Source organism: Methyloradius palustris (assembly GCF_019703875.1).
Lineage (GTDB): Bacteria > Pseudomonadota > Gammaproteobacteria > Burkholderiales > Methylophilaceae > Methyloradius > Methyloradius palustris.
The window spans coordinates 1,569,460-1,585,642 of the sequence record NZ_AP024110.1 but is presented as its reverse complement, the minus strand read 5'-3'; the positions used below and the strand labels follow the sequence as shown (position 1 = coordinate 1,585,642).

General features: G+C 46.1%; 13 protein-coding genes. 9 read left to right on the top strand and 4 right to left on the bottom strand.

The window, feature by feature from the left end; all coding sequences use genetic code 11:
* Positions 1-47 precede the first annotated feature (47 nt).
* The 9 genes from ZMTM_RS07645 to ZMTM_RS07605 all read left to right on the top strand — a co-directional run bounded on the left by ZMTM_RS07645 (position 48) and on the right by ZMTM_RS07605 (position 8,763).
* Positions 48-563, top strand: coding sequence for a c-type cytochrome (locus tag ZMTM_RS07645; RefSeq protein WP_221763322.1), 516 nt, complete (start codon positions 48-50; stop codon positions 561-563).
* A gap of 107 nt (positions 564-670) precedes the next feature.
* Positions 671-1,603 (top strand): carbohydrate kinase family protein, encoded by a 933-nt coding sequence (locus tag ZMTM_RS07640; protein WP_225906985.1) that lies wholly within the window; start codon positions 671-673, stop codon positions 1,601-1,603.
* A complete protein-coding gene (locus tag ZMTM_RS07635; protein WP_225906984.1) occupies positions 1,600-3,798 on the top strand; it encodes an HAD-IIB family hydrolase in 2,199 nt (732 codons plus the stop codon). Before ZMTM_RS07640 ends, ZMTM_RS07635 begins: the two co-directional genes overlap by 4 nt.
* Before the next feature lie 41 nt (positions 3,799-3,839).
* The gene (locus ZMTM_RS07630; RefSeq protein ID WP_221763321.1) at positions 3,840-5,792 is read left to right on the top strand and encodes an alpha-amylase family glycosyl hydrolase; all 1,953 of its coding nucleotides are present in this window, start codon (positions 3,840-3,842) and stop codon (positions 5,790-5,792) included.
* A 153-nt stretch (positions 5,793-5,945) separates the two neighbouring features.
* On the top strand, positions 5,946-6,119 hold the full coding sequence (locus tag ZMTM_RS07625; RefSeq protein WP_221763320.1) for a hypothetical protein: 174 nt from the start codon (positions 5,946-5,948) through the stop codon (positions 6,117-6,119).
* Positions 6,120-6,237: 118 nt separating this feature from the next.
* Positions 6,238-6,543 (top strand): hypothetical protein, encoded by a 306-nt coding sequence (locus ZMTM_RS07620; protein WP_221763319.1) that lies wholly within the window; start codon positions 6,238-6,240, stop codon positions 6,541-6,543.
* A gap of 300 nt (positions 6,544-6,843) precedes the next feature.
* Positions 6,844-7,710, top strand: a complete 867-nt coding sequence (locus ZMTM_RS07615; RefSeq protein WP_221763318.1) for a macro domain-containing protein — start codon at positions 6,844-6,846, stop codon at positions 7,708-7,710.
* Positions 7,711-7,778: 68 nt separating this feature from the next.
* Positions 7,779-8,123, top strand: a complete 345-nt coding sequence (locus tag ZMTM_RS07610) for a TIR domain-containing protein (RefSeq protein WP_221763317.1) — start codon at positions 7,779-7,781, stop codon at positions 8,121-8,123.
* A 298-nt stretch (positions 8,124-8,421) separates the two neighbouring features.
* Positions 8,422-8,763 (top strand): hypothetical protein, encoded by a 342-nt coding sequence (locus ZMTM_RS07605; protein ID WP_221763316.1) that lies wholly within the window; start codon positions 8,422-8,424, stop codon positions 8,761-8,763.
* Between the two features lie 137 nt (positions 8,764-8,900).
* Here ZMTM_RS07605 and ZMTM_RS07600 read toward each other — a convergent pair whose 3' ends face one another.
* The 4 genes from ZMTM_RS07600 to ZMTM_RS07585 all read right to left on the bottom strand — a co-directional run bounded on the left by ZMTM_RS07600 (position 8,901) and on the right by ZMTM_RS07585 (position 15,798).
* Positions 8,901-9,383: a hypothetical protein gene (locus tag ZMTM_RS07600; RefSeq protein ID WP_221763315.1), complete on the bottom strand. Its 483-nt coding sequence runs from the start codon at positions 9,381-9,383 to the stop codon at positions 8,901-8,903.
* 155 nt (positions 9,384-9,538) lie between these two features.
* On the bottom strand, positions 9,539-11,704 hold the full coding sequence (locus ZMTM_RS07595) for an EAL domain-containing response regulator (protein WP_221763314.1): 2,166 nt from the start codon (positions 11,702-11,704) through the stop codon (positions 9,539-9,541).
* Between the two features lie 55 nt (positions 11,705-11,759).
* Positions 11,760-12,140, bottom strand: a complete 381-nt coding sequence (locus ZMTM_RS07590; RefSeq protein ID WP_221763313.1) for a response regulator — start codon at positions 12,138-12,140, stop codon at positions 11,760-11,762.
* 7 nt (positions 12,141-12,147) lie between these two features.
* A complete protein-coding gene (locus ZMTM_RS07585; protein WP_221763312.1) occupies positions 12,148-15,798 on the bottom strand; it encodes a PAS domain S-box protein in 3,651 nt (1,216 codons plus the stop codon).
* Positions 15,799-16,183: the final 385 nt, after the last annotated feature.

Here is a 16,183-nt window from a genome sequence, read left to right as displayed (position 1 = left end):
AAAATAATCTACTGTTTTTAATTTATAACTTGATAGAGGATGAAGAAATGAAAAAAACATTAAACCTGAGTTTGATTGCATTATTAGTTGTTGTCGGATTAATTGCCTGTAAAAAGGAAGGCGCTGCAGCTGCGGGTGGTGAGATGATCAAGTTTGTCACCACGCAGGATGGTTCGCCATTAGAGATCAAACCGGAATTGTTTGATACTCCAGCTGCCAAGGAATTCCTGAAGACAGGTAAGAACCCTTATGTAGGTAATGATGATGCGATCAAGCAGGGCAAGAAGACATTCCAACTCTATTCATGCACGCAGTGCCACGGTGCTGATGCTGGCGGGCAAGTAGGTCCAGCACTTACTGGCCCTGATTTCCGCTATCCTAAGGATGCGACCAACAAAGGCATGTTTGAGACTATTTGGCACGGCACTAATGGCGGCATGGGCGCTAAGGGCAAAGGCCTGATGGATCCGACTGATCCAGCCAATGGCATCACACCGGATGAATTGCTGAAAATCATTGCCTGGTTGCGTAGCCATGGCAGTGCAACAGGTAATGAGTCTTGAGAGTAAAAGCATCAGGGCATAGAAGCGATATTTGCTTCCGCCCTGATATATGGTCTGTAGCATGCATCTCTGTGCTGAATAAATCATGAAACCCAGGAGGCATATCGGTGCAAAACGAAGCAACAAGTCAGAGTCAGTCGGGCAGGGTGGTCGCTTTGTTCGGCGAGATACTCGCAGACATTTTCCCTGACCAGACTATATTGGGCGGCGCACCGTTCAATGTCACCAGGCATCTGAAGGCTTTCAAACTTCATCCAGTGCTTATTACCAGAACAGGTCATGATGCATTGCACGATGAGTTGATGCTAGAAATGAACAGGTTGGGGTTGGATATTTCTGGCGTGCAAAATGGCCCGTTCTATCCGACAGGACAGGTAAAAGTAATACTGGAAAACGGTAATCACCGTTATGAAATATTACCAGACCAAGCTTATGACCATATTCATGCGGGTTTGACCCATATGATCACCATGGCGCTGAAACCAGAGCTGACTTATTTCGGCACTCTGGCGCAGCGCGGCATGGAGTCCAAGTTGGCGTTAGATAAATTCCTCAGCGATGGCAAATCGCCACGCTTTCTTGATATTAATTTACGCAAGCCCTGGTACAACAAGCACACCATTAAACGCTCTCTGGTGCGCACTGATATCCTCAAGATGAACGAGGATGAGCTTGATGTGATTGCTCAGTATTTTAAATTACAGGGAGCAGACAAACCACAAATAGCGCGCTTGCTGGCTGACGAGTTTGAGATTGGTAAAGTGGTCGTCACCAATGGTGCTGAAGGTTGCTGGATGCTTGATGAAGAGAGAAAACTACTCAGTACTGGCCCAGAAGAAATTGGCCAGCCGCTAGTTGATACCGTAGGGGCTGGCGATGCCTTTGCTGCTGTATTCATCCTCGGTTTACTGTCGGGCTGGGAAATGCTGCTAACCCTACAGCGTGCCAATCAGTTCGCCTCGGCCATATGCGGCATTCGTGGCGCTGCTCCGCAATCGCTCGATTTCTATACGCGCTTTAGCCACGAATGGTCGCTATGATGCTGCCAGAGACCAGATTAAAACAGCCGAAATCAGAACACCCAATCTACATACTGATGATCAGTATGCATGGGTTGATACGCGGCAAGGATCTGGAATTGGGACGTGATGCCGATACTGGTGGCCAGATCACCTATGTGGTCGAGCTGGCGAAGCATCTGGCCGAACACCCAGATGTAGAAAAGGTGGATTTGCTCACCCGCCTGATTGAAGACGATTCAGTGTCTCCAGACTATGCAAAACCTGAAGAAGAACTAGGCAATGGCGCGCGCATCGTACGCCTGCCTTTTGGCCCCAAACGCTATATCCGCAAGGAGTTGCTCTGGCTGCATCTGAACCAAGCAGTGGATAAATGCCTGCACTTTATTAAACAGCAGGGGCGCCTGCCTGACCTGATTCATACCCATTACGCCGATGCCGGTTATGTAGGCCAGCAATTATCCTTATTGCTAGGCATACCGCTAGTGCACACTGGTCATTCGCTGGGCAGGGCAAAACGTGAGCGGTTGGTCGCCAGCGGTCGAAAACTGCATGCCGTTGAAAAGCAGTTTAATTTTGAAGAGAGAATCAGCACTGAAGAATCCATACTTGCACATGCCTCACTAGTTATCACCAGCACACGCCAGGAAATAGATGAGCAGTACGGCCAATACACCAATGTTGCCGATACCCGATTCAGTGTGATCTCACCAGGCACTGACACTTCCAGATTTTCACCGCCAGGGCGCAAAAAGATCGCCTCAAGCGCACAGCAGGCCGTTGATAAATTTCTCGCTGAGCCAGAGAAACCAATCATCTTTGCCATCAGTCGGCCTGAGACCAGAAAAAACCTCAAAGGTCTGGTTGAGGCCTATGGCAAAAGCCCTCAATTGCAGGCCATGGCCAATCTGCTGATTGTTGCTGGTGCACGTAAAGACATCCGTGAGTTGGAAGAAGCGCAGCATAAAGTCATGGGTGATCTGCTGCTGGATATTGATCTTTATGACCTTTGGGGCAAAGTCGCGCTACCCAAATACATACCGCAAGAAGACGTGCCCGAACTCTACCGCTTGGTAGCTCGCAGAAAAGGCGTATTCGTCAATTCAGCTTTTACCGAACCCTTTGGCCTGACGCTCATTGAGGCGGCTGCCAGTGGCTTACCTATTGTTGCTCCCGATGATGGTGGCCCAAGGGATATTGTGGCCAATTGCCGCAATGGTCTTCTCACCAATACATTGGACAGTAACGAGATTGCACAAACCTTGTTGCAGGTACTACAGGACAAAAAGCAATGGCGTTTATTTTCCAAAAACGGTGTAAACGGCGTCTATCGCCACTATAGCTGGCCTGCCCATGTGAAAAAATATCTGAAGGAAATCCGTCGGGTGCTGAACAAGGATAAAAAGCGTTTGCGCAGGCAACAAGCCAGCATCCTCAATAGCGAAAGAACTTCCATCCCTCTGGCGCAGATGGCCTTGATCAGCGATATCGACAACACTTTGCTAGGCGACAAGGTATCCCTAGATAAAGTCACTGACTGGATTGCAGAACACCAGAAAGACGTGGCATTTGGCGTCGCCACTGGCAGGTCCATAGAGAGCACAGTAAACGTACTTAATAAGCATAGGGTAAAGATTCCAGATGTGATGATCACCTCGGTAGGCGCTGAAATCTATTATGGCAAAAAGCTGGTGCCCGATATTGGTTGGTCGGCGCATATCCGCCACTTATGGCGGCGCGATAGCCTGGCAGAGGCTTTCTTGAAATTCACTGACATCAGTTTGCAACCAGACAATACCCAGCGTGAATTCAAGCTAAGTTACTTCGCAAAACCCGGGCAGATTCCGCCACTCAGTGAGATTTACGATTACCTGCACAGCCTTAAACTGCACGCCAACCTGATTTATTCGCATGATGAGTTTCTTGATGTATTGCCGATCCGTGCTTCCAAAGGCCATGCCATCCGCTATTTGGCTTACAAGTGGGATCTACCCCTGAAAAGCTTTCTAGTCGCTGGTGACTCTGGTAATGACATAGAAATGCTCGCTGGCGATACCTTGGCCATCGTTGTCGGCAACCATAGTGCAGAGCTGGATATTCTGAAAAACCAGGAACAAATTTATTTCTCAAAAGCCCATTACGCGGCGGGAATACTGGAAGGCATAGAACACTACGATGATGAGTTTAACCATGCCTTGGATTTAAAAGGGTTCTGAATACCAGTCCGGAATAATAAGTAGTAACAAGGAGTATCGAGATGTATGAACAAGTTTCCCATTCGCAACTCAATGACATTCTGACCAAGCTAGAATCCGAGATAAAAGACAAGAACCTGCAGCATTTTTATATCCGCCTCGGGGCGAATTTTTATGCGATCTATTCGCTGTTTCACCAACTCTATGGTCAGCGCGATGATTTCAAACAACAGCTGCATCAGCTAGTAAAGACGCTGACGCAATCCTATATCGCAAGATCGCAGCAATTGAGAAAACTGGATTTTGCGCGAGAAAAAGACCATGACTGGTTCCTCAACCAAAAGTGGGCGGGCTATGCGATCTATTGCAAGGAATTTGCTGGCGATCTCAACGGTCTGCAGACCAAGCTGCATTATCTGCAGGACCTAGGCATCAACCTCCTACACATCATGCCTATTCTCGATTGCCCCAAAGGTAAAAGTGATGGCGGCTATGCCGTCAGGGATTTCAGGAAGATCAATCCCGAAGTCGGCAATATTTCAGACCTTGAAAACTTGGTCAAAACCATGAAAAAGCGCGAGATGTTGCTAGTGCTGGATGTGGTGGTTAACCACACCTCCAATGAGCATGAGTGGGCGACAAAAGCGCGCGCAGGTGAGCAGAAGTATCAGGATTACTACAATATCTTCGATGACCGCGAGATACCTGATATGTACGAAGAAAGCATGCCAGAAGTATTCCCCGAGACCTCACCTGGAAACTTCACCTGGGATGAAAAAATGGGCAAATGGGTGATGACGGTTTTCAATGATTTTCAGTGGGATCTCAACTATAAGAACCCAGAAGTGTTTATCGAAATGGTGGACATCATCTTATTCTGGGCCAATCGTGGCGCGGATATTATTCGCCTAGATGCTGTCGCCTTTCTCTGGAAAAAAATCGGTAGCACTTGCCAGAACCAACGTGAAGCACATTTGATACTGCAATTGATGAAAGACTGCTGCCAAGTCACAGCGCCTGGTGTGCTATTCATCGCAGAGGCCATCGTCGCGCCAGTGGAAGTGATCAAGTATTTTGGTGAAGACGCGATCAATGCCAAAGAATGTGAGATTGCCTACAACGCAACCCTCATGGCTCTGCTCTGGGATGCAGTAGCAACCAAGAAGACAGCGCTATTGAATCTGGGCATACAGAGTATTCCGATGAAGCTGGAGCGTGCGACTTGGCTTAATTACGTACGCTGTCATGACGATATCGGGCTCGGCTTTGATGATAACGATATCCGTCTTGCTGGGTACGACCCTAAATCACATCGCAATTTTCTCGTTAATTACTATACCGATAATCACAAATCATCCATCGCTAGAGGCGTGGCATTTGGCATTAACAAAAAAACTGGCGACGCCAGAATCGCTGGCTCACTGGCCTCTTTATCTGGCTTGGAATCAGCCTTGGAAAGCGGTGACAAAGAAGCCATCCAGAACAGCATCAAAACCATAGACCTGTTACACAGCGTAATGCTGGCATTTGGCGGCATTCCCCTTATTTACTACGGTGACGCCGTTGGTGTGCTCAATGACAAATCCTACCTCGATGACGAATACAAAAAAACAGATAGCCGCTGGGTACACAGGCCAAATATGAACTGGAAAAAGGTCGAGCTGAGGAAAGTACCGGGCACCCCAGAAAACCTGATTTTCAGCGCATTAAAAAAGATGATTTCCGTACGCAAGGAGCTGACCGCATTTGCTGACCACAACAATCGTGAGTTGCTGGCGGTAGATAACCCACATTTATTCGTGTTCTCACGATTTGACCTGATCAACAAATACTCACGTGTATTGGTGATCTGCAATTTCGATGCGAATCCGCAAAATTTGAATATTCACGAGCTGCGCAAAAAAGGGTTTTTGCCTTATGACACAGTTAAAGATTTGTACACGGGAGACAACTTCAGCTTGGCGGAAGAGTTTTTGACTGTACCTGCATTAGGGTTTTACTGGTTAGAGACCTGAGCTGGCCCCAGCTTAAAATTTCATAATCCACAGTAAGAAACTGCTTACTTTAATAGAGCATATTTCTGACAGACGATTAATCCTACTTCCGATAGTTGCGTTGATACTGCTTTGATATTTTGAACTCCTGTAGATATTGATTAGGAGTTTGAGATGACAAACGAACATCAAAATTCAATCTATATATTGCACCAGTCCGATACATCCGAAGAAGAATCTACCAGATTCCGCCAATGGCTCATTTCAGCCTCAGTCCAAGGCTTGATCTACCTGTTTAGCGGTTTTGCTATCGTGGTAAATCTCTTCGGAACACATTTTCTGGATTAATGATTGGGAGTATGTGGAGGCAGTGGGTTGCGCAGTCTCCACATACCCTTTAATCAGTCTATTTGGCTAATTCGGCCAAGCCGAACGTACTTGAGCCCCAATAAGCGGGAGTAAAATCATGCATAAATTTCTTATAAATAGCCTTTTCGGCATCATGCTTGCGCTTGGTTCAAGCATTTTTAGTCTATCGTGGGCGGCAATCGTGACGCCAGATGATTCGATGATGCCCTGCGATAAGGTGAAAATAGATAATAAACCGTGCTCAACAGATTCTGATGGCGTGAAAAGACCTGAGCCAGTACCTACCGAAAAGGACACGATTGTTATCCCGCCTGAGATCCCCGCCGAAAAACTCCCTGACCGCAAAAATATATCCCCAGGATTGGATACCCGAGAATCAGGCATTAAGTCACTGCGGTATTGATTGGGCAACGGCAATTACTCAATCCGTGTGTCGCAGGTTCGAGCCTAGGTCGAGGAGCCAGACAAAACCTAAAAAGGCACTCATCATGAGTGCCTTTTTTGTTGCCCGCTATTTCTAATATCCCACACTCTGTGCTATCTCCTTGATAGACATAAAAAATTTACTTCTGCTACTATTCTCATATTAAACAATGTATTTATAACTCCCCGTGTTACATGAACGGGGGAGGTCGCTTCTTATCATTAGTTAATTGAGCGTATTAAAAACGAGATATAGATCAAGACATATTTGAGACATTAGATGAAAAACATTAAATATTTTTTTAATACGGTTTTTAGCAAAGCTTATTGGCAATATATATTCATATCCCGCGCTGGAATCGAATCAATTCTCGCCATTTATGGGGGAATCTATCTCATAGCTGAATCACTTGATTTTTTCAGCATATATACAAAAGATAAGTATGGAGCCTACGCTTTTGTGATTTTTTTTATATTATCAGTTGTTATATCTATTTTGATACGCCGTCCAATTAAATCAATTTTGTTGGAATTTAAAAGTATAGATATTAACTTGGAAGTAAGAATCGATGATTTATTCGAAGTAAGTGGCGCAGTTATGGTGAGCACCAATACTATCTTTGAAGCAGATGTTGCTGGTGGCAAGATTGCGCATAATAGCTTGCAGGGTCAGTTTACTTCTAAATACTTTACTGGTAATCAGAATGAGCTGATTAACAAAATTAATTATGAGTTGAACAAATTGCAATTATCAAAACCCTACCCAATGGGCACCACAATTACTATTAACACCCATGGTAAAGCTTTTTACTTGAATGCGATGTCTGAATTAAACTCGCAAGGGAATGCTTCAACTACCCTAGACGACATTGAGCAAGCTCTAGCAGGTCTTTGGAAGCATGTAAGGGACGAAGGTGAATTGCAGGAGCTGGTTCTGCCAGTAATCGGCACAGGTAGAGGTCGAATTAACCAATCCCGAAAAAAGATAATATCTATAATGGCGGAGTCTTTTATAAAGACATCAATTTTGGGTAAATTTACAGGAAAATTGATTATCGTAATTCGATCTGAAGATGCAGATAATTTTAAAGTGAATTTATACGATATCAAAGATCATCTAAATCAAGTTCTAGATTCTTATATTTAGAGCTATTTTTTGTCTAGAGTTTAGTCCGTTGACAAAAGTTATGTCCGTAAATACTGAAAGAGAAAGTAATGGCATATCGTAATGGAACATACGTAGCTTTTCACGCTAACAATACAAGCGACCCAACAGCGTCAGATATTAAATACTACAACACTCTCAAAATGTGGAGTTCTAATAAAAGTATTGAATTTAATTTAATTAATAGTCATGAAAAAACATCAGCAGTACGAGACACGTCATTAAGAGAAACTCTTCGTAGAGCGTTAGTAACGAGGCTTAATAACTCAAAACATATGCTGTTAATCCTTACAGAAACAACTAAAAATGATACAGATTGGGTACCATTTGAAATTTCACATGCAATAGACACCTGTAATATACCTATCATTGCAGTTTATCCAAATTTCGACTAGATTATGGCGCCAAATCTTTTATCTAGTTACTGGCCTCAAGCATTAGCAACACGAATTAACAATAGAAATGCCAGAGTTATTCATATTCCATTTAAGAAAGAACCAATAGTTGATGCAATTGATCAATTTAGCATAAACAATCAAACCTATCCTGTTGATGGGCTTGGGTACTACAACCGCCAAGCTTATATCTCATGGGGTATATTAAGCCCATAGTATCCAATCATTCAAGCGGGCTAAGATAAATCGTATATGTCCGCTAGGGGCGAAAGAAGACATTATTTCTTATGGAGTTATTTTGAAAAATTCAGAATTTAATCTCCCTTCATTTTTGTGCTTAAGTACGAGTGTTTTGGGTTGGTTTATTGCAGTTAGCGGCTGGATATATGGTCTTTCTGTTGATAATAAACTAATAAATAACCCTCACATATCATACGACCACAGAGTTATATTTCAATATTCATCAATATTGCTCGGCGCTTTCATCTGCTTCATTGGTATTTGTTCGTCATTAATCATGCTGCGTTACTTTCAAAAAAATAGCTTGTTTTTAGGCTCCATTGCCATCGGTGGGTTGTTTTTGGCTATTTTCTTCTCATATGTAATCGCCCAAATGTTTTTGTCATTAATGGGTCGTTAGGAGTTAATCAGGATAGTCAGAATCCAGTTACCTGATTCGTCAGTTTTGGTGAGCCATAAAAAAGCCCCACATCATAGTGGGGCTTTTTTATGTCAGAATATTTGGCCGAAACAGACTTCAAAATCGAGTGATATTAATTACTCTTTGGTATTAAATATTGACACCAACGACTTATTAATTTCATTCTGAACAAGTACAGGCGCCATAGACGGGTTGGATTTTAATGTTGTTGCCCAATCTGCATTTAAATCTATGGTAGCTTGAGAGGCAGTAGTATCAGTCGCAGTGCCATTCAATTGTGATGTAAGGCCAGCAAGCTCAGCAGGCAAGCTATTATCAGTAGAAGAGTCGGTACTGGAGTTGTCGCCAAACAGCAGCTTGTCGTTACTCAATTTGCTTGCATTGATTTGCTGTAATAAGCCTTGCGCTGTATAGGTTTGAGTTGCTGGATTAGTGGCGGTGCTATTTAAAGTTACAGACGAGCTGGCAGATGATTCAATTTGATTCAGGATTGACGATATATCAGTATCCGTTGAAGTAGTGGTGGTAGAAGTTCCAGACGTGGAATACACACTATTTAAAAGATTAGAGTACCCATTAGTTACAGATGATATAGCCACAGTAGCCTCGCTTCTTACAAAGTTACAACACAAATATACCTAACTAGACTAACGGCAGCATTCTTGTGAATCTTTATAGGTGATTCAAATATTGGCCAAATAAAAAGCCAGCATCTGATGCTGGCTTTTTATTTTACAAACAGTGGTCTAGATATCTAAACGCTTAACGCACTCTGAACCGTGTACATATTCCATGGTAGTGCTGGCGCGGCCATGCGCTTTGCACTGAGTAGCATTTTTTCTAGTTCTGTTACGGTTACTGGCGGGCTGAAATAGTAGCCTTGGATGTGATCGCATCGGTAGTGTCGCAAATAGGCCAGTTGGCCGATGGTTTCTACCCCTTCGGCGATGACTTCCATCTTGAGCCCATGCGCCATGCGAATGATGGTCAAGGCCAGGGCGGCATCGTCGGCGTTGTGTGTGATGTCTCGAATAAAGGCGATGTCGATCTTTAGTTTATCTATGGGAAAGCGGCGCAAATAGGCGAGGCTTGAATAGCCAGTGCCAAAGTCGTCAATTGAAATCTGTACCCCTAGTTTTTTCAGTTTATCCAAAATAGCGATGGTACGTTCGGTATTGACCATCATCGAGCTCTCGGTTAACTCGAGCTCGAGCAGATGGGGTGGAATATCATTTTCAGTGAGGGCGCTAATCACATCGCCATCAAGATCACCTTCTACAAACTGTTGCCCAGAAACATTCACCGATATTTGTAGCGCACCTACTGAAGACTGCCTCCATAGCGCGATTTGCTTGCATGCTGTGGCAATCACCCAACTGCCTACACGTACTATCAGTCCTGTATCTTCCAGTACTGGAATGAAAAATTGTGGAGACACCATGCCATGCCCGGGTCTATTCCAGCGGATTAAGGCTTCAACGCCAGTAATGCGGCCAGTTTTAAGGTACACCTTGGGTTGGTAGTAGAGCTCAAACTCTTCATTTTCAATGGCTTTGCGCAGGGCTTTTTCCATTTCAAGGCGTGCCAATACATCTACATTCATTTGCGCAGTAAAGAAGCGGTAGGTGTCACGGCCTGCATGCTTGGCGCGGTACATGGCCGTGTCAGCATATTTGAGCAAGGTTTGCGCGTCAGAGGCATCATTGGGGTGCAGGGTGATACCAATACTGGCTGTCACGGTCACTTCATTGCCGCTAAGGTAGAAGGGCTCACGCAGTGCATCGCGTATTTTGTTAGCGACTACGGTGGCGCCTAGTTCGTCGTCTTCCATGGTGAGGATAAGCGCAAACTCATCTCCGCCCATACGACCGACCGTATCGCGAATGCGCACACATTGCACCAATCGGTTGCTGAACTCAATGAGTAGTTCGTCGCCCACCATATGCCCCAATGTATCGTTCACATTTTTAAAGTGATCCATATCGACAAACAATACGGCGACCAGCCATTTGCTTTCAATGGCCTGGGTCAATGTTTTTCTGAGCATTTCGTAGAACAGGGTGCGGTTAGGCAGGCCGGTGAGTGGGTCATAGTGCGCAAGATGATGCATTCGTCTCTCTGCTTCTTTGCGTTCTGTGATGTCGCGTATTACACCAACAATAATCCACTCATTGCCAGACCGCTGTGCATGGCGATATATTTCTACCTGAATTTCAGAACCATCCTTACGCCTAAGCTGAGTCTCTTTTAATTCAAACTTGCTGTGCCCATTAATTACGCCATCGTATTCCCTAGCCAGCTCTTTTGGTGCGCCTGCACCTATGTGTGAAGGGCCAATTTTGAGCAACTCTTCTCGCGTGTAACCCAGCATATTGCAAGCCGTGGCATTCACTTCAACATAGTGCATGGTGGCACGATCTACCAGCGTAATGGCGTCGGTCGTTGCGTCCATTGCCAGGCGAAAACGCTTTAGGTCTGCCGTGCGCTCCTGTATTTGCTGCTCCAGCAAGGCATTATGGTTCTGCAGAAAATCGTCAAAGGCTTTCAAGCGTAATAGGTTACGTATTCTTAGCCACATTTCAGTACGGTCTATGGGTTTGCTGAGAAACTCTTCGGCGCCCGCTTTCAGGCCAGCAAGGCAGGCACTTTGGTCGCTAAGTGCGGTGACCATGATGATGGGGATGTTGGCGGTGCTGGGGTCGGCCTTGAGTATGGCTGTCATCTGGTAGCCATCCATTTCTGGCATCATGATGTCGAGCAAAATCAGATCTGGTGGGTTGCTTGCAATCAATGATAGCGCTTGTAAGCCGCTATTGGCGCATATGGTCAGATAGCCCTCTGGCTTCAGCATTGCAGATAGTAGTTTGCAATTCTGCGGCTCATCGTCAACGATGAGTATGGTGGCGTTGGGACTAGTCATGACATCTCCTTTAGAAGATTTTATGGGTGGAGTTTATGGTGCTCTGCCTTTAGTTCTAAACGGACTTCTTATCACTATTCAGTAAGGAATTCACCACACTGTATAACTCCTTGTAGCGTATGGGCTTGGCGATATAAGCGTCACAACCAGCGGCTTTGGTCTTTGCCTCATCTTCTTTCATGGCCATTGCCGTGAGCGCAATCACAGGGATGGCAGCGGTGGAAGGGTGTTGTTTGAGTATGACCGTTGCTGCCAAGCCATCCATGCCAGGTAGTTGGATGTCCATGAGAATCAAGTCTGGCTGCTCTGCGCGCGCTAATGTCAGCCCAGTTTCGGCATCTACAGCACACAGCAAGGTATGGCCTACATTGCGTAATAACATGCAAGCCAGTTTCATGTTGGCCGGGTTGTCTTCAATAATGAGTATATTGGCCATTGAGTCCCTATGATGCTGTGCGCAGAGGTAGCCAGACAGCAAAGTGCGAGCCTTTGCCTTCTTCGCTGGCAACAGCCACTGTGCCTCCATGTAATTCGACCAGCTGTTTAACCATGGCCAACCCCAGGCCTGTTCCCTCAAATTTACGCGCGAGGCTGCTATCAATCTGGGTAAAGGCCTGAAACAGTTTGCTCATGTTTTCGATGCTGATGCCGATGCCGTTATCACTCACGCTGAGTTCGAGAAATTCGCTGTACTTACTATCTTGTTGGTTATCTTCGAGGTTATCTGCCAGCGCAAAGCCGTGTACAGGCCAATTACCATCCATACTGCCTACCGCACTGCGGGCAACGCGATGTGCATGCAGTGCTACATGCCCACCTTTGGCACTGAATTTCACAGCATTCGATAACAAGTTATAGACGATCTGCTTGGTCTTGCGCATATCGAGCTGAGGCAACTCTGACTCCAGCGCCGTGTCGGGCAAAAGCAAATCATCGCCTATTTCAAGCTCAAGGCTGATGCCGTGCGCTGCGGCTTTTTCGCGGACGATGGTCAGGCTGTTAGATAACAACCAGTTTAGATCGGTGGGTTCCAGCTCAAGCGTCATCATGCCGGCTTCAACCTTGGATAAATCGAGGATGTCATTGATAAGCGAGAGCAGATGCTGCCCGCTGCTGAAAATGTCGCCTATATACTCAAGCTGTGTCTCATCCATACTGCCTGCCAGGCCATCTTTGAGTGCTTCGGAAAAACCAATAATCGCATTAAGAGGCGTACGCAATTCATGCGACATAGTGGCCAGGAACACCGATTTCATGCGGGTAGCATGCTCAAGCTCGACATTTTTCTCTTGCAGTGCCAAGTCTATGCGCTTGCGCTCAGTCACGTCGCGCGCCGAGGCAAATACGCCTTGTAGCTTGCGCTCACGGTCGTAAAAAGTGGCGGCATTGTATGAAACTACGGTTTCTTCGCCATCTTGCGCGCGCACTGTGAGCTCATAGTTACTCACCTTGTTTTCGGTGAGCACACGTTTGATGGCAGCTTCAGCTTTGACGGGGTCGGTAAAGAAATTCTTGGAAGGGGCACCTATCAACTCATCGCGCGTGCGCCCGGTGAGCTCTATCATCTGCTGGTTCACATCGGAGATTACGCCTTGCGGGTCGGTCATCATCAGCGCGTCGATATTTGATTCGATCAACGAGCGTGTATAAAACTGCTGGTCTCGCAGACGTTGATCAAGCAATGCACGGTCGGCTTCTACCAGTTTGCGCGCCGTATTATCAGTACCGATCAGCAGGTAGCCAATGATGCGCTCTTGCGCATCGCGCAACGCAGTTACCGAGACTACGGCTGGGAAGCGGCTGGTATCTTTGCGGATATACGTAAGCTCGTAAATATCCTCTATGCCGCGCGAGGCTTTAAATACCAGGGCTTCAAACCCTGGTGTGATGGTGGTGGCAAGCTCCAGGCTCAGGGCCTCGGCACGTGCAATCACTTCCTGTGGATCAGAGATGTCAGCAGGGGTGATGGTATTCACCACTTCGGCTGCGGTATAGCCCAGCATGCGCTCGGCACCCACGTTGAATATCTGGATAACGCCTCTGGCATCAGTCGCGATGCTGGAAAAATTGGCGCTGTTGAATATGGCATTTTGCAAAGCGCCAGCCTTCAGCAGTGCTTCTTCAGCCTGTTTGCGGGCAGTATTGTCGGTACCTATCAACAGATAGCCAATAATTGCATCCTGCGGGTCGCGCAGGGCTGTTACCGAAACGACGGCAGGGAATCGGCTGCCATCTTTACGGATATAAGTGAGCTCGTAAATGTCTTCTATGCCGCGCGAGGCCTTGAAAACTAGAGCTTCAAACCCAGGTGTGATGGTGGTGCCAAGTTCTAGACTTAAGGCTTCGGCGCGAATAATGACTTCTTGCGGGTCAGAAATATCGGCGGGGGTGATGGTATTTACCACATCGGCGGCGGTGTAACCGAGCATGCGCTCTGCACCCACGTTGAATATCTGGATCACACCCTTGGCATCGGTGGCGATACTTGAGAAATTGGCGCTGTTGAAAATAGCATTTTGTAGGGCGCCTGCCTTAAGTAACGCCTCGGTATGCCTGACATCGATAGTGTGCCAATCGAGAATGCGTTCTGTATTTTCACGCTTGGCTGCTTGATTGAGTGAATCCGCCATGTCATGAAACACTTGATCTAGTTCGGCAATCTCATCGCTACCCGTGAGCGGTGCCGCAAGTGCTTTACCTGTGGCCAGGTTGTTTGCATTGTTGCGCAGTTGCTGCAGGCGCTTGCTTAAACTGCCGCTGAAAGAAAGTGCCAAAATTGAAGATAAGAGAATGGCTGCAGTTGTGCCCGAAACCAGCAACCAGCTTAATCTTTGCCATGAAGTTTCTAGAGCTTGCCGACGTGCTGTGCCCAAACGTAGCTCTTCTTGAGAGAAGCTAGCGACTTCGGCGCGCAACTTTTTCATCAGATCAACGCCTTTTCTTGAAACGATTTCCCGTTCAATCTGCTTTTTATTATCTGTTTTGATCAAGGCTATGACGTAGCTCAGGTAGTCCATTCTTTCCACAGCCGCTTGCGCTACTCTTTGTGCACTGAGTTCTTGTTGTGGATTGTCACTAACCAGATTAAGCAGGTGTTGCGTGATTTGTGCGATGGACTGCAATGTCGCTGGATAAGCTTCAACAAAAGATGCATCGCACGTGATCATGTAGCCTCGCACGCTGCTTTCTGTATCGATGATTTGCGAGACTAGTGCCTGTGATGTGTTAATCACCTCAGTGGAGTGTATCGTCAGCGTTTGCATTGATTCACTCTCGTGTTTGATATGCGCAACCAGGCTTACAAAGGTCAGTAGCAGGCTTAGCGGCATCACAATCATGAGCATGCCCTTGTAGGATATTTTCGCCGTTGTGAGCCAACGTATTGCCAGCGTAATAAACCCAACGCCCAGCGTGGCAAACAATGCTCCCAGGGAGATTACGCGCCATGATTGCTCAGGTAATAGTGCACTCACGCCAACCAAAAGCGGTGGTAACAGGCTTATGCCGATACCCGCATACCAATTAGGGAGTCCGTCTGCGCCATATTCAGCATGCTTCCATGCGTAGTGAAGCATAGCCAGACCATAAGCAAACATTGCCAGAGACGTATTGAGTGCCATCTGTAAATTAAGGCTAAATATGAATACGGTGCTTATGTGGAATGTATAAGCGATAAGCGAAGTGAGCGCCAAACTCAGCGTGACTGAATTGAGAATGCCAAACATTCCATAAGCCTGATTGCGTATGGCGATAATGAATAGTGCGCTGCCTGCCACTATAAAACTGACTGCAGTGGTGAGTAGCATTCGCCCTGGGGCGTTGGATGGCGTGATATCCCAAGGGGAGAAGAAAAGGGTGTCGATGCCGAGTGAAAGTCCCGTCGCATATTCCACTATGACTGCCAGACCCATCAAGCTAATGAATGCCCCACAAATCAAGAGTGGCAATCGCCTATGAGTGCAGAGGCTGATGCCGCCTATTCCAAGCGCAATAAAGCATAGTGCTGCGTTGTATTGCATGGGAATAAAGTCTTGAAAAACTTGAACAGCACCGCCGATATGCGCATGCCAGCCAATGAGTACGCTGAGCGCCATGAGTATGATTAGAGCTGAGATCACAAAAATGTATTTGCCACATCTTTTTCTTGGCGAACTTTGAGTACTCAAGCTAATCCTCTCAGTTTCAAATCATTGCTTACGGTTCGCTAATGTATAGCGGCCGCAGAAGTTACATCCCGATGAATGAGAGCCAAGAATAGGTATACGCTATATTGGATGTCAGAACGACGGTTTATTCATGATGATGAGGCTGAATAGATTGGCACTCTTAGAAAACTACGCTCTTAATTGCTTTTCAACATCTACTTCTTAACATGATTATTTGATTGTGTTCTGTTCGATACCGCACATAAGAGAGGGTTTATAATTTTCTTTTTTTGAAACCCAAACAAAAAAGGGTTACGTTTTCACGTAACCCTTT

Coding starts and splice junctions, on each gene's coding strand:
- ZMTM_RS07645 (WP_221763322.1), top strand. CDS start 48: ATGAAAAAAACATTAAACCTGAGTTTGATTGCATTATTAGTTGTTGTC.
- ZMTM_RS07635 (WP_225906984.1), top strand. CDS start 1,600: ATGATGCTGCCAGAGACCAGATTAAAACAGCCGAAATCAGAACACCCA.
- ZMTM_RS07630 (WP_221763321.1), top strand. CDS start 3,840: ATGTATGAACAAGTTTCCCATTCGCAACTCAATGACATTCTGACCAAG.
- ZMTM_RS07625 (WP_221763320.1), top strand. CDS start 5,946: ATGACAAACGAACATCAAAATTCAATCTATATATTGCACCAGTCCGAT.
- ZMTM_RS07620 (WP_221763319.1), top strand. CDS start 6,238: ATGCATAAATTTCTTATAAATAGCCTTTTCGGCATCATGCTTGCGCTT.
- ZMTM_RS07615 (WP_221763318.1), top strand. CDS start 6,844: ATGAAAAACATTAAATATTTTTTTAATACGGTTTTTAGCAAAGCTTAT.
- ZMTM_RS07610 (WP_221763317.1), top strand. CDS start 7,779: ATGGCATATCGTAATGGAACATACGTAGCTTTTCACGCTAACAATACA.
- ZMTM_RS07595 (WP_221763314.1), bottom strand. CDS start 11,704: ATGACTAGTCCCAACGCCACCATACTCATCGTTGACGATGAGCCGCAG.
- ZMTM_RS07590 (WP_221763313.1), bottom strand. CDS start 12,140: ATGGCCAATATACTCATTATTGAAGACAACCCGGCCAACATGAAACTG.
- ZMTM_RS07585 (WP_221763312.1), bottom strand. CDS start 15,798: ATGGCGCTCAGCGTACTCATTGGCTGGCATGCGCATATCGGCGGTGCT.